The sequence below is a fragment of the Geobacillus jurassicus NBRC 107829 genome (assembly GCF_001544315.1).
In the GTDB taxonomy this organism is placed as follows: domain Bacteria; phylum Bacillota; class Bacilli; order Bacillales; family Anoxybacillaceae; genus Geobacillus; species Geobacillus jurassicus.
Genome location: NZ_BCQG01000034.1, coordinates 1 through 13,637, shown reverse-complemented (window position 1 = coordinate 13,637; position 13,637 = coordinate 1). Strand labels below are relative to the sequence as shown.

Genomic DNA, 13,637 nt, shown 5'->3' with positions numbered 1-13,637 from the left:
CCCTCGTTTTCATCGATTTCACTAAGCAGCGATCCCGTCACTCCCGAAGCGACTGCGCTGCGGTGATGAGCGCGAGCTTGTAGGCGTCTTCCGCGCTGCAGCCGCGCGATAGGTCGTTGACCGGCTTGTTCAGCCCTTGCAAAATCGGGCCGACCGCCTCAAAGCGGCCGAGGCGCTGGGCGATTTTGTAGCCGATGTTGCCCGCCTCAAGGCTCGGGAAAATGAAAACGTTCGCGTCGCCTTGAATGGGGGAATTTGGCGCTTTCTTTTTCGCCACCTCTGGCACAAATGCGGCGTCAAATTGAAACTCCCCGTCAAGGACAAGATCCGGCGCCATTTCTTTTGCCAACCGCACCGCTTCGGCCACTTTTTCCGTCTCCGGCGACGAAGCCGATCCTTTCGTCGAGAAGCTGAGCATCGCCACGCGCGGCTTAAGGCCGAACATTTTCGCTGTCCGGGCGCTCTCGACTGCGATTTCCGCCAAATCTTGGCTGTCGGGCGCGATGTTGATGGCGCAATCGGCGAACACATATTGTTCCTCGCCGCGCACCATGACGAACACGCCGGACGTCTTGCGGATGCCTAGCTTCGTTTTAATGATTTGCAAAGCCGGTCGGACGGTGTCGGCCGTCGAGTGGGCCGCTCCGCTGACGAGGCCGTCGGCCGCTCCCGTATAAACGAGCATCGTGCCGAAATAGTTTTCATCGAAAAGCAACTCGCGCGCGGTTTCTTCTGTCACTTTCCCTTTGCGCCGCTCCACAAACGCCGAAACGAGCTCATCAAATCCGCCATAGCGGCGCGGGTTGGCAATCTCCACCCCATCAAGCGGCAAGCCCAGCTCAGCTGCTTTCGCCTTCACCGCCTGTTCATCGCCAAGCACGATCGGCTGAAGCACTTGTTCCGCCGCCAATCGGCTCGCCGCCGTAAGAATGCGGTCATCCGTCCCTTCCGGAAACACGATTTTCCGTCCGGTTCCGGCCACTTTCGTTTTTAATGCCGCAAATAAATCGTTTGCCACGATTCATGCCTCCCTTAATGCCCAGCCGGCGTCTTTCGTTCGGAAACACGCCAGCCTTTTTCTACTATAATAAGCATACCTCTTTAATAGGGAAACGCAACGCCGGTAAGCCCTTCCAACAAATAATTCACCTTTTGGAACAATTCAGTATACTTTCGCTCCGTGCACCAATGTCCGCGTTTTTGGGCAAACTATGATATAGTGATATTGTACATATTGATCTCATAAGGAGTGACGATGATGAGCGAAGCGGCCCAAACGTTGGATGGTTGGTATTGTTTGCACGATTTCCGCACGATTGACTGGAGCGCGTGGAAAACGCTGCCGGGCGAAGAGCGCCAAGCAGCCATTGACGAGTTTTTGGCGCTCATCGACAAATGGGAAGCGACCGAAAGCGAGCAACAAGGAAGCCATGCCATTTATACAATTGTCGGACAAAAAGCGGACATTCTGTTCATGATTTTGCGTCCGACGCTGGATGAGTTGCATGAAATCGAAACAGCGCTTAACAAAACGAAACTCGCCGACTATTTATTGCCCGCATACTCGTACGTCTCGGTCGTCGAGCTGAGCAACTACTTGGCATCCGGCAGCGAAGATCCATACCAAATTCCAGAAGTGCGCCGCCGTTTGTACCCGATTTTGCCGAAAACGAACTACATTTGCTTCTACCCGATGGATAAGCGGCGCCAAGGCCAAGACAACTGGTACATGCTCTCGATGGAACAGCGGCGCGAACTGATGCGCGCCCACGGCATGACCGGCCGAAAATACGCCGGCAAAGTGACGCAAATCATCACCGGCTCCATCGGCTTGGATGATTTTGAATGGGGCGTCACCTTGTTTTCGGACGATGCACTCCAGTTCAAAAAGCTCGTCTATGAAATGCGCTTTGACGAAGTAAGCGCCCGCTTTGGCGAGTTTGGCTCCTTTTTCGTCGGCACCCGTCTGCCGGTGGAAAACGTCTCTTCTTTCTTCCGTGTATAATCAAAAGAGGGTGTCCCAAACGCAGCGGGGCACCCTCCTTGCTTTTTGCTTCCTATTCTTCAAGCAATCGGCGAACTTCCTCTCGCGAAAGATCGACCAAATGTGCAATTTCTTCCACCGTCATTCCTTTGCGCGCCATGTTGCAGACGAGCTGCTTCATTCCTTGTTTTATTCCTTGCTTCATGCCTTCTTTCATCCCTTGTTGGATCCCTTCTTCCAATCCCTCTTTTCTTCCTTTTTGCTCATACGAAATGATCAGCTCCAACACCTTCTCTTTTTCTTTCGTTTCCATCGCCTTCACCTCTCTTTGCAGTTGTTGCTCTTCTTCCTCCGACAGCTTCACATACGTTTCAAAAAAGCCCAACAGCAGCCGTTGCCTCGCTTCATCCAGTTCCAACCGCACGAGCATGCGCAAAAACTCTTTTTTCAGTTCAATCCGTTCACTTTCAGTATACCCCATTTGGCTGAGCAAGGCAGCTGCCACCGGATTGTCTCGGCGGATGTAATTCCGCCAATGTTGCTTGCGCAGCTCCACCGGGAAAAAGCGGAAATGCAGCACCTCGCCAAAAGGAAACTCGATGGAAAACACGGATGGTTCATCACGGAAGGCATCATAGCTGAAGACGGCGATCGGAACGATGCGGGTGCGGTATTTTTCGAACAAGCGGCTGAAATAGACGAACATGCGCTCCGGAAACGACGGCTGTACATAGCTTTGGTTTTCCACATGAACGATGATCAGCCCGTCTTCCCCTTTCAGCTTCGTCTGGACCAATAGATCGACGCGGTACTTTTCTCCTGCGGTCACATCGGTAAACAACTCCTCGGACAGAAAAGACAAATGGCGAAAATCAATATGCTCGTGCATATCGGGGAAAAAGAGGAGGATAAATTCTTCGAAGAACGTCTGAATCAGCTCTTTGAATAAGCGGTCATGATCAATGGCCATCTGATCACCTCACAGAAAAAATGTTCATTGATATCGATTCGCGAACGTGAATCAAAAATCCTGCACGGAAGGACAAAAACTCCCCTGCTGCTCGTCCATGTTACCGTCCAAATCAACAAGATGATGATCCGCCAGAAATGCACGTACAGCGTTCGAGCGCAAAAAAAGAAACGGGCGGCTTCATATGACCGCTCGCTTTCCTTTTTTCGGACAACCGCCTCTGTTTCTGTCATATACGGCACAAACGCCCCATACATATAAATCAGAAATTCCATTTAAGCCGTTTGTCCGACTGTCACCATTTTCTCGTTCCACCAATAGCCTATTACTGTCGAAATTCACAACGACTGAGGTGACGATATGGGCCAGATCGCTCCCTCCATTGTAGCCCACACAGAAGAGGAAGTAAAATTGTTGGCTCGGCTCATGCGAGCTGAAGCGGAAGGAGACGGGCGGCTTGGGATGCTGATGGTCGGCAACGTCGGCGTCAACCGCGTCATCGCCGATTGCCTTGACTTCCGCGGCATCCGCTCCATCCGGCAAATGGTGTTCCAAAGCCCAGGCGGCTTTGAGGCGGTGCAAAAGGGCTATTTTTACCAACGGGCGCGCGAAGTGGATATAGGCCTAGCGCGTCAAGTGCTCCGCGGTTGGCGCTACCACCCAGCGACGAACGCCCTTTGGTTTTTTAAACCGCCCGAAGGCCAACCGTGCCCGCCGCAATGGTTTGGCCAGTGGAACGTCGGCCGCTACAAATCGCACTGCTTCTTTGCGCCGACCCCATCCGACTGTCCGCGCGTTTACTAACTTTTCATACGAGGAGGTTTTTTATGTCCAACTATACAGAAAACAACTTTTATCCGCTTGATGAAGAACGGCAACAGCCGTATGCAGCGTATCCGTACGGCTATCCGTATCCGCAACCGTATTATCCGGCGGCGTACCCGTATTATTACTATCCGCAAGCGGCTGCCGCTCCAACTATGACGCCGGCGGCAACTGCCGCCCCGACGTTCGGTTTGCAGGCGCCGACGTTTACCGCCCCGACACCGACGCCGACCACCGCCGCCGGGCCGGCCACCACCGGCCCATCGATTCCAGGGATGCTGCCGATTGAAGAATCGTACATTGAAAACATTTTGCGGCTAAATAAAGGAAAAGTCGCCACTATCTATGCGACGTTTGAAAACAATCGCGAATGGAATGCGAAAGTGTTTCGCGGCGTCATTGAAGCGGCTGGGCGCGACCACGTCATTTTAAGCGACCCGCAAACGGGAACGCGCTATTTGATCCCGATGATTTACCTCGATTACGTCACATTTGAAGGAGAAATCGCCTACGAATATCCGTTTGCCGGTGCCTCCGCCACACCGCTGGCCTCCTATTCGCCACGCTGAATGCCAGCGCAAAACCGATGTTCGATGAGCAGGCTGCCTTAAGGGCAGCCCCTCTTTTTTCATCCGATGTGACGGCCATCACAAGTTGCTGATGCCCAGTTGTATATAATGGCGGCAAACGAAACCAAAGAGGCGCCTCCTATAATTTGGACGGCTCATGATATCCTGCTCGGGGTACACCTTGCCCTGCGCTTCGTTTACAGCCATTTGAACGCCGCATAGCCGATCATCACCCAGGCGACCAAAAAGGCGACGCCGCCAAACGGAGTAATGGCGCCAAGCGGCTTGATTTGCGTGACACTCAACACATACAAACTGCCGGAAAACAGCACAATGCCGGAAAACATCACCCAGCCCGCCGCACTAAGCAACCCGACATTCGGCGCCTTGCCGGCGAGAAGCCCAACGGCAAGCAATCCTAACGCGTGGAACATCTGGTATTGCACCGCCGTTTTCCAAATCTCCAAATAGCGATCCGGAATTTTCCCCTCAAGCCCATGCGCCCCAAACGCTCCCAACGCCACAGCCAAAAACGCGTTGAGCGCACCGAGGATGATAAACGGTTTCATCACTCATCCGCCTTTCTCATCGAAGTTTCCTCCTCTCATTATAAACGAGGGGCCCTCCGATCACAAATCGATAGCGGCAAGGGAGTCAGTCAAGGATTTGTGAACAATGTTTCTTTCACATTTTGTTTTTGACCTCTTTTAATAACTCGATGATGACATCATTCTGATTCTTTTATCGTTCTTAGTGTTCTTTCGATCGTATTAGTCGAAAAGAAAACGATGATGAGTAATGCGATCCCAACAATCCAATTCCATTAAATCCCCCCGGTCATTTTAACATGGAAAAATTCGCGAGAACGGGTTAAAAAGCGTGACCCCCTGTTGTCACCACCAATTTGACAGAACAAGCAAGTTGGAGCGCTACTGACCGAACCCGCAAGCCGGAGAACCGCTTCTCGTTCTCCAGCGCCAAACAGAACAAGCCGGTTAAGCTGGAAAACCCGTGGAGAAAAACCGCTCTACGGGTTTTCTTTGTCTCGCCTTCAAAAATCCAACAACGACTCCCCGTTCGCCTCATCGTCAATATCGGGAGAGCGCCCGCCAACGGACACCCCCCCAACTGAAAGCCCGCTCCCAGCTGAAATCGGCCCGCCAACGACAAGCGGACCTGTAGGGACAGACGGAGTAGACGGTTGCGGCTGGCCAGCTGTTTCGAGCATTAAGTCGCATAAGGCACGGATAGCGGCGACGTGTTCACGCATCCGCTGCGGATCATTGACCGCCTTGGCTTTGCGCAATTCGTCTTCGATTTTGGCAACGACAGCAGCAAATGAAATAGCCATGATTTCTTCCCCCTTGCTCATTCGGTGCGGACGCCGATGTTTTCAATTTGCCAGTCGATCGGTTCGCGTCCGTGCTCAGCTAAAAACGCATTCGTCCGCGAAAACGGTCGATGGCCGAAAAAGCCGCGCGCGGCGGAAAACGGGCTCGGGTGCGGCGCTTCGATAATGAGATGGCGCGGGTTTGTAATCCGTTCTTTTTTCTCCTGAGCGTTCCGGCCCCAAAGCAAAAAGACGACCGGATCGTCTTTTTCATTGACGAGTTCAATGACGCGGTCGGTGAAATGTTCCCACCCTTTGCCGCGGTGGGAGTTTGCCTGGCCGCGCCGGACCGTAAGCACCGTGTTTAACAATAGCACCCCTTGCTTCGCCCATTTCACGAGGTAGCCGTTATCCGGTATGTAGCAGCCAAGGTCGTCATGCAGCTCTTTGAAAATGTTCGCCAAAGACGGCGGCACCGGCACGCCCGGCTTGACGGAGAAACTAAGCCCGTGCGCCTGCCCCGGGCCGTGGTACGGGTCTTGCCCAAGCAGCACGACTTTGACGTTCGCATACGGCGTATAATGAAGGGCGTTGAAAATATCGTGCATATCGGGATAGATCGTCCGCGTTCGGTACTCTACTTTTAAAAATTCGCGCAGCTTCAAGTAGTACGGTTTTTGAAACTCCTCTTCAAGCAGCGGAGCCCAGTCGTTTTTGAGAATCGGCATTGTAAGCAACTCCTTTTGCCGTCGGCTTTTTTCCTTTTATCATTGTAACCAAAAAGCCCCCAGCGTCAAAGCGAAGTGAATAGGCAACCATAGCGAAACCTGCTTCCCAACGGGAAATGCGCCAATCCCCTGCCGCGGCCATCAAAAATTGAAGGGAAGATCAAAATGTCTACGAAATCAACCACCGGAGCAGCCAAGCGCCAAACAACACGTATAAAAAAATGATCAGCGCCCCAGCGGCCCAGTTCGTCGGCTTGCCGCGCTTGGCGAGCTCTTCCGCCCGCGCCCGGTGTTCGGCGACGATGTCGTTCGGCAGCCATTTCAGCGCCAAATAAATGCCAAGCGGCACAAGCAACAAATCATCGATATACCCAAGAACCGGAACGAAATCGGGAATCAAATCAATCGGGCTGAACGTATATGCCACAACAACCAGCATAAACAGCCGCAGCCAGATGGAAACACGTCGATCGCGGATCGCGGAATACAAGACGAATATGTCCCGTTTCAGCGTCCTTGCCCATTCTTTCCACTTTGTGAACATCGCGTTTCCCTGCCCTTTCCTGTTTCATATAGTATAAAATATGGGTATAGTAGTGTAAACGCTGCAAAGTGGACAACCTTCCCGCGCCATCATCAAGCCAAATTATCGATCATTTGAGGTGAACGACCATGGACAGGAAACGATTTTACGTTGTACATGAAGAACAGCCAGACCGGCATGTTGTATACATAAAAGGCGAGCTTGATTTGGCGGCGGCGGAACAATTTCAGCGCGCCGTCGAGCCGCTCGCTGGCGATGCGTCGAAACCGCTCGTCATCCGCCTTGAAGAATTGACGTATATCGACAGCACCGGCATCGGGATGTTTGTCGCGCTATTAAAAACGCGAAAAAAGCAAGGAGCGCCGTTTGCGATTGAGAACGTACCGCCGAAAGTGCAACGCTTGTTTGATTTAACCGGCGTATCCTACTTGTTTTCGACAATGAATGACACGACAGAAAGGATCGAGGGGCAATCATGAAAGAGCACGAAACCGTCGTACAGCTGTCGATTCCAGCCGATGCGCAGTTTATCGATGTCGCGCGTTTGACGCTATACGGGCTGGCCGCCAAGATGGGGTTTTCCTATGAAGAGATTGAAGATATGAAAGTGGCCGTCTCAGAGGCGTGCAACAACGCTGTTTTGCATGCGTACAACGGAAGGGGTGGCGTCATTCATCTTCGCTTTGAGATGCGCGCCGATGCGCTTTCGATCATCATTAAAGACGAGGGCAAAGGGTTTGATTACAAACGGGTGTCCAAACAAGCAGCGCCCCTGTCCGCGAAGCCGCTTGAAGACGTCAAAGCTGGCGGCCTCGGCCTGTTTTTGATGGAAGCGCTCATGGACGATGTCAGTGTCACGACAAAGGGCGGAACGGAAGTCCGCCTGACGAAATTCCGCCATCGCGGCGAAGGAGAGCATGCCCATGACTCTATATCCCCCTCCTCTGTCCAAGAGCAAGCTTGACGCCCTCATTTCCGCCTATCAACAAACAAAGACGGAAGAAGCGGCGACCGCCTTGCTCGTGCGCTTCGAGCCGCTCATTGCGGCCGCAGCGAAAAAAATGGCGCGCAGCCGCCCTGACTTTTACGAAGACTTGTTTCAAATCGGACGGCTGTCGTTTTTGCGCCTTCTCGATCATTATGACCCGAGCCAAGGTGCAAGCTTTGAGTCATACGCCATGAAAAGCTTGATCGGCTATATGAAAAACTATTTGCGCGACAAAGCATGGTACATCCAAGTGCCGCGCAAGGTGAAGGAAAAAGGAAGCAAAGTGCAGCAAGCGATCGATGAATTGACTGTCAAGCTCGAGCGGTCGCCGACGATCGATGAGATCGCCGGCCACTTAGGCTTATCGGTCGAAGAAACGATCGAAATTTTGGCCGGACGCGACCATTACCAAGCCGTTTCGCTCGACGCCCCGGTGCAAGACGGGGAAAAAGATGCGACGACGATCGGCGAGTTCGTCGCTGATGAAGCGAACGAAATCGAGTCATTGATCGAGCGAATGGACTTGGAGCAGGCGATCGGCAAACTGAGCGAGCAAGAGCGAATCGTCATCGACGCCGTCTTCCGGCGCGGGGAAACGCAGCGCTCGTTAGCCGAGCGGCTCGGCGTCTCGCAAATGACGATCAGCCGCATTCAAAGACGGGCGATCGCTAAATTGAAGCGGCAGCTCGCCGCCTATTCGTCATAGCGGCCAAACATAGCGCCGCCGGTGCTAACGGCGGCGCAGCAACAACAACGTCTGGTCATCTTTTTGTTCGTATTGATGATACGCTTGAATATGCTCGTACAACTCGCGCACGATCTCCGGCGCCGGCTGATCAAGGTTGACGCGGGCGACCATCGCGGCGAGAACGGAAAAGTCATCGTCCGTCTCTTCGCCCCGTTTTTCCGTCACCCCGTCGGTGTACAGCAGCACAAAATCACCCGGTTCGAGCACAACCGATTTGGTCTCAAATGAAAATTGCGGAAACAAGCCGAGCGCGCAGCCTTTGGCGCCTAGCGGCACGCATTGCTTCGTTTTCGCCCGGTACCAAAGCGCCGGTTCGTGTCCGGCGCACGCATACGAGAACGTATGCGTTTTTTCGTTGTAATTGCCAACAAACATCGTGACAAACATCGACGGCTCGGTGTAATCGTAGGCAAATCGGTTCAGCAGATCAAGATACACGTGCGGCTGCGTTCCGTAATGGACGGTCCGGTCCAGAATAAATTTCATCAGTGTCATGAGCATCGCCGCTGGAATGCCTTTTCCCGATACATCGGCAATGCCGACGGACACCGATGTTTGATGGACAGCAAAGTGATAAAAATCGCCGCTCAACACTCGGGCAGGGACGCTGAGGACACCGATGTCGATGTACGAAGGCAAGTTCACTTTCGAAGATGTCTGCAAAAGCGACCGCTGCATGTTCGCCGCCAACGACAGTTCAAAGTCGAGTTGTTCGCGCTCGCGTTCAAGCCGCTCTTTCTCTTTTTTCTCCGTCATGTCGCGCAAAACAGCGACAAGCCCCGTCAGCGCACCGTTTTCTAGCACCGGCGCCAGCGTGTACCCGACCGGCAGACAGACGCCGTCGCGGCGGCGAAACGACTCCTCTTCGACGCGGATCACTTCGCCGCTTTTCAGCCGTTTGACGACGCGGCGCAACTGCTTCCAATCCCACTTGTCGCCGTCTGGCCCCGCGAGCGAGACAAACGAAAACAGCGGCTTGCCTCTCGCCTCTTCCAACGTGGCGCCGATCAACCGGCTCGCCTCCGGATTCATCCAAACGATCTGCCCGTCGCGATTGACCATCAGCAATCCTTCTCCAAGGGCGTTGGCCATCATCTCAAGCTGTTGTTCGCGATGTTTCAGCTCCACGTATGGCTTTTCAACCGTCTCCACATACATCGCGCGCACGACATACAAAAATCCGGCCATTTCATAAAGCTGCCCCCATAGCCCGTACCCGTTGCCAAGCATGAGCAGCCATTGGCCGAGGGCAAATAATAGAAGCGCCATAGACCAGTATAGGAACGCGGGCGCCCTCCCTTGCCGAAAACGCCGCCATACAAACACGGCCGCCGCTGCATTAAGCAAACCGACTGCACCTTCCCCTGCATGCCACCAAAACGGCCAGCGGCTCGTCCCATGTGCCGGCCAAAGCGGCGCCGCAAAATGAATGAACAGCCCGACGGCGGCTGTATACACAAACGCGGCCAAAAACGACTGCCATCGCTGCCCGCTTTGCCGTTCCATCACCTCATCGGACCGCGAAAAGAGAAAGAGCAACCCCCAAGCAAGCGTAAAGCGGGCGGCGAGCGAAAACAGCGCCGCCGAGGCATCGGCTTCTGTGAAGGAAAGGACAAAATGAAAAGAAAAGAGCGCCCCCGCAGAAAAAAACAACGCCCCCATCATGAGCCGCTCCGTTGACAGCGTATGCGGAAATACGGCCCATCCTTGCAAGGCGACAAGCCAACAGACGACAACAGCGGCAAGCCCTAAAGAAAGATGAACAGAATAATAGAATTCGGGCAAAAGCAGAAGCCGCCGGCCAGCGAACAGAAGCAGGCCGAACAGCCCGGCCGCCAGCGCTGCCGCTATACTGTGTCCACGCGTCGGACGATATCGTTGATCTTTGTTCACAAATGGTGAACCTCCACTCCTCACTGCTATATGGTTTATTATACCACACGTTGGACGCCAAGCGTATACGAACGTCGACGGCAGCGCTTTCCGCTTCCATCGCCGGAACAACAAAAAGGACGCTCTCTAGACAGAGAACGTCCCTAACCGCGGTTATTTCCCATGCAATTTCGAACTCGGCAACCTGCTCAAAGCGCCCTATTAGAATGTGTGCGCCAACTCTTTCGCCCGGGCGATGGCGTTTGCTTTAATTTCCTCCGCCTTTTCCGGCATCGCCGCATGCCCTTCGACAAACAGCCCTTCAAACGACGGCACCCCGAAAAATTGCATAATGACGCTTAAATACCGGTGCCCCATCTCCATTTGCGCCGCTGGGCCCTCGGAATAGAAGCCGCCGCGCGCTTGAATGTGGAGCGCTTTTTTATCCGTAAGCAATCCGACCGGCCCTTGTTCCGTATATTTAAAGGTCTTGCCGGCGACCGCCACCGCGTCAATGTACGCTTTAAGCACCGGCGGGAATGAAAAGTTCCACATCGGCGTGACAAACACGTATTTATCAGCAGAGACGAATTGGTCGCATAATTCATTCATCCGTCCAACTTTCGCTTTTTCTTCAGCGGAGAGCTGTTCAAACGACTGGCCGGAACGGAGCTTGCCCCAACCACTGAACACATCGACGTCGATTTCCGGAATGTATTCTTTATACAAATCGAGATGGATCACCTCATGGTCCGGATGCACTTGCTTGTACGTGTCAATAAACGCCTTCCCGACCGCCATGCTGTACGATTGCGTATCGTCGTGAGGGTGGGCGGTGATGTACAATACTTTCGTCATGATGCATACTCCCCTTCTTTGCTGGTGTCACCATTTTAGTGTTTTCCGTTTACGAAAATGGCATACATTTATTTTTAAATCAAATATCTCTAATACGAGATATAATTATATAAGGAGTCGAGACGCTTGGCAACTGATTTAGCTCAAAAAAATTGCCCTAGGTAAAGGCAATTTCAGCGTGAGTCGGTTATTCGCTTTGTTCAACGACAAACGGGTTGCCGCTGATTTGTTTTCGCACTTCATCCGTAAGTGCAAACGATTCGTTGTTGACAGCGCTTTCATCACCGCCGTCAGGCAAATGCCCGCTTCCATCGTAGTAGATCGGTTTTCCTTCCATGATGGCTTCCCCCTTGATCAATGCAGGATGCAGGAACTAGTCTACACTTCTATTTTACCATTTATTCAGAAAATATTCGATGGCATTTTGAAATTTACCCTAAAAAAGCGATGTCATTTCCATACACCCTTTGTTCAGCTGCAAAAGTCCACAAAAAACCGGGGCTTTTGCCCTGCCCCGGTGCCCGTTTCATCAAAAAGCGATTTTTTCCTCCAAAAAGGACTTGAGCTCCCCGATCGGCAACCGCACTTGTTCCATCGTGTCGCGGTCGCGAACGGTCACTTGGCCGTCTTGTTCAGACTCGAAATCGTACGTGATGCAAAACGGCGTGCCGATTTCATCTTGGCGGCGGTACCGTTTGCCGATCGAGCCGGTTTCGTCATAGTCGACCATGAAATGTTTCGCCAGCTCTTCGTAAATGCGGCGCGCCCCGTCAGCGAGCTTTTTCGACAGCGGCAAGACGGCTGCCTTGTACGGCGCCAGCGCCGGATGCAAATGCATCACCGTCCGGGTCGTGCCGTCTTCAAGCTGTTCCTCGTCATAGGCGTCGATCATAAACGCAAGCGTGACGCGGTCGGCGCCAAGCGACGGCTCAATGCAGTACGGGATGTAGCGTTCGTTCGTTTCTTGGTCAAGGTAATGGAAATCCTCGCCCGAGTATTCCATATGCCGCTTTAAGTCGTAATCGGTGCGCGACGCGATGCCCCACAGCTCGCCCCAGCCGAACGGGAAATGGTACTCGATGTCGGTCGTGGCGTTGCTGTAGTGGGACAGTTCTTCTTTCGTATGGTCGCGCAGACGAATGTTTTCCTCGTTCATGCCGAGCGACAACAGCCATTCCTTGCAAAACTGCTTCCAATACTCAAACCACTTCAGCTCTTCGCCCGGCTTGCAGAAAAACTCGAGCTCCATCTGCTCAAACTCGCGCGTGCGGAACGTGAAGTTGCCCGGCGTAATTTCATTGCGGAAGCTTTTGCCGATTTGGGCGATGCCAAACGGCAGCTTTTTGCGCATCGTGCGCTGGACGTTTTTAAAGTTGACGAAAATGCCTTGCGCCGTCTCCGGACGCAAATAAATTTCGTTGGCGCTCGATTCGGTGACGCCTTGGTACGTTTTGAACATTAAGTTGAACTGGCGCACGTTCGTGAAATCGCGGCTGCCGCATTCCGGACAGGCGATGTCGTATTCGCGGATGAGCTCATCCATTTTCGCGAGCGGCAAGCCGTCGACAACCATTTCGATCCCTTTGGCTTCCAGCGCCTTCTCGATCAACTTATCGGCGCGATGGCGCGATTTGCACTGTTTGCAGTCGACCATCGGATCGTTGAAATTGCCTAAATGGCCGGACGCTTCCCACGTTCTCGGGTTCATCAAAATGGCGGCATCCAAGCCAACGTTGTACGGCGACTCTTGAACGAACTTTTTCCACCACGCCCGCTTGATGTTGTTTTTCAGCTCGACCCCTAGCGGGCCGTAATCCCACGTGTTCGCGAGCCCGCCGTAAATTTCCGACCCCGGGAAAACGAAGCCGCGATGCTTGGCGTGAGCGACGATTTCTTCCATTGTAACAGCCATTGTTTTCATCCTCCTCCAATTTCGGTTTCCAACAATCAAAAACGCCCTCGCCCTTAGGCCTAACGCCTAGGGACGAGAGCGTAGCTCCCGCGGTTCCACCCTAGTTGATGCGCCGACAGCACATCCTCTTTTTTCCATTCCCGCTCCGGACTGCCGTTTCATTAACCGTCTTCACCGGGCTCCCACCGTCCCCGGCTCGCTTCGGAAGAGAGGGTTAACTACTATTGATCCGTCATCGCGATCCATATATGATTTGTCCATTATCATAGCAAACCCCCAAAACCTTTGTCAACGCCAGCCTGCCTTTTG

Annotated in this window: 16 protein-coding genes; 6 read left to right on the top strand and 10 right to left on the bottom strand. The window is 53.2% G+C overall.

Going from position 1 to position 13,637, the window contains the following annotated elements; all coding sequences use genetic code 11:
• Positions 1-37: 37 nt before the first annotated feature.
• Positions 38-1,018 (bottom strand): phosphate acetyltransferase, encoded by a 981-nt coding sequence (gene pta / locus GJ1_RS10985; RefSeq protein WP_066232274.1) that lies wholly within the window; start codon positions 1,016-1,018, stop codon positions 38-40.
• A gap of 240 nt (positions 1,019-1,258) precedes the next feature.
• Between pta and hemQ the strand changes: the two genes are divergently transcribed.
• Complete coding sequence (hemQ, locus tag GJ1_RS10980; RefSeq protein ID WP_066232272.1) at positions 1,259-2,005, top strand: hydrogen peroxide-dependent heme synthase; 747 nt, start codon at positions 1,259-1,261, stop codon at positions 2,003-2,005.
• A 52-nt stretch (positions 2,006-2,057) separates the two neighbouring features.
• Here the strand turns inward: hemQ and GJ1_RS10975 are convergent, their stop codons facing one another.
• Positions 2,058-2,954, bottom strand: coding sequence for an Rpn family recombination-promoting nuclease/putative transposase (locus GJ1_RS10975; RefSeq protein WP_066232269.1), 897 nt, complete (start codon positions 2,952-2,954; stop codon positions 2,058-2,060).
• A gap of 360 nt (positions 2,955-3,314) precedes the next feature.
• On the opposite strand from GJ1_RS10975, the gene GJ1_RS10965 reads away from it, so the two are divergent.
• Positions 3,315-3,758, top strand: coding sequence for a cell wall hydrolase (locus GJ1_RS10965; protein WP_066232264.1), 444 nt, complete (start codon positions 3,315-3,317; stop codon positions 3,756-3,758).
• Positions 3,759-3,781: 23 nt separating this feature from the next.
• Positions 3,782-4,348: a spore coat protein GerQ gene (gene gerQ / locus GJ1_RS10960; RefSeq protein WP_066232262.1), complete on the top strand. Its 567-nt coding sequence runs from the start codon at positions 3,782-3,784 to the stop codon at positions 4,346-4,348.
• 197 nt (positions 4,349-4,545) lie between these two features.
• On the opposite strand, the gene GJ1_RS10955 is transcribed toward gerQ, so the two are convergent.
• The 4 genes from GJ1_RS10955 to GJ1_RS10940 all read right to left on the bottom strand — a co-directional run bounded on the left by GJ1_RS10955 (position 4,546) and on the right by GJ1_RS10940 (position 6,950).
• Positions 4,546-4,917: a DUF423 domain-containing protein gene (locus GJ1_RS10955; RefSeq protein ID WP_066232259.1), complete on the bottom strand. Its 372-nt coding sequence runs from the start codon at positions 4,915-4,917 to the stop codon at positions 4,546-4,548.
• Between the two features lie 482 nt (positions 4,918-5,399).
• Positions 5,400-5,699: a YwdI family protein gene (locus GJ1_RS10950; protein ID WP_044732876.1), complete on the bottom strand. Its 300-nt coding sequence runs from the start codon at positions 5,697-5,699 to the stop codon at positions 5,400-5,402.
• 17 nt (positions 5,700-5,716) lie between these two features.
• The gene (locus GJ1_RS10945; RefSeq protein WP_066232256.1) at positions 5,717-6,406 is read right to left on the bottom strand and encodes a uracil-DNA glycosylase; all 690 of its coding nucleotides are present in this window, start codon (positions 6,404-6,406) and stop codon (positions 5,717-5,719) included.
• A gap of 169 nt (positions 6,407-6,575) precedes the next feature.
• On the bottom strand, positions 6,576-6,950 hold the full coding sequence (locus GJ1_RS10940) for a YkvA family protein (protein WP_066232254.1): 375 nt from the start codon (positions 6,948-6,950) through the stop codon (positions 6,576-6,578).
• A gap of 128 nt (positions 6,951-7,078) precedes the next feature.
• Between GJ1_RS10940 and GJ1_RS10935 the strand changes: the two genes are divergently transcribed.
• The 3 genes from GJ1_RS10935 to GJ1_RS10925 are packed head-to-tail and all read left to right on the top strand — an operon-like array spanning position 7,079 to position 8,644.
• On the top strand, positions 7,079-7,429 hold the full coding sequence (locus tag GJ1_RS10935; protein WP_066232252.1) for an STAS domain-containing protein: 351 nt from the start codon (positions 7,079-7,081) through the stop codon (positions 7,427-7,429).
• Positions 7,426-7,914, top strand: a complete 489-nt coding sequence (rsbW, locus tag GJ1_RS10930; protein ID WP_066232249.1) for an anti-sigma B factor RsbW — start codon at positions 7,426-7,428, stop codon at positions 7,912-7,914. The genes GJ1_RS10935 and rsbW overlap by 4 nt, the downstream gene beginning before the upstream one ends.
• Positions 7,874-8,644 carry a sigma-70 family RNA polymerase sigma factor gene (locus GJ1_RS10925; RefSeq protein WP_066232246.1) on the top strand — a complete coding sequence of 257 codons (771 nt, stop codon included), beginning with the start codon at positions 7,874-7,876 and terminating at the stop codon, positions 8,642-8,644. The genes rsbW and GJ1_RS10925 overlap by 41 nt, the downstream gene beginning before the upstream one ends.
• A 24-nt stretch (positions 8,645-8,668) precedes the next feature.
• Here the strand turns inward: GJ1_RS10925 and GJ1_RS10920 are convergent, their stop codons facing one another.
• The 4 genes from GJ1_RS10920 to GJ1_RS10910 form a co-directional block, all read right to left on the bottom strand.
• Positions 8,669-10,579 (bottom strand): SpoIIE family protein phosphatase, encoded by a 1,911-nt coding sequence (locus GJ1_RS10920; RefSeq protein ID WP_066232242.1) that lies wholly within the window; start codon positions 10,577-10,579, stop codon positions 8,669-8,671.
• Positions 10,580-10,780: 201 nt separating this feature from the next.
• Entirely contained in the window at positions 10,781-11,416 is a 636-nt protein-coding gene (locus GJ1_RS10915) for an FMN-dependent NADH-azoreductase (RefSeq protein WP_066232239.1), read from the bottom strand.
• A gap of 187 nt (positions 11,417-11,603) precedes the next feature.
• Positions 11,604-11,753 (bottom strand): hypothetical protein, encoded by a 150-nt coding sequence (locus tag GJ1_RS18375; RefSeq protein ID WP_167346115.1) that lies wholly within the window; start codon positions 11,751-11,753, stop codon positions 11,604-11,606.
• Between the two features lie 192 nt (positions 11,754-11,945).
• Entirely contained in the window at positions 11,946-13,328 is a 1,383-nt protein-coding gene (locus tag GJ1_RS10910) for a glycine--tRNA ligase (protein ID WP_066232236.1), read from the bottom strand.
• Positions 13,329-13,637 lie beyond the last annotated feature (309 nt).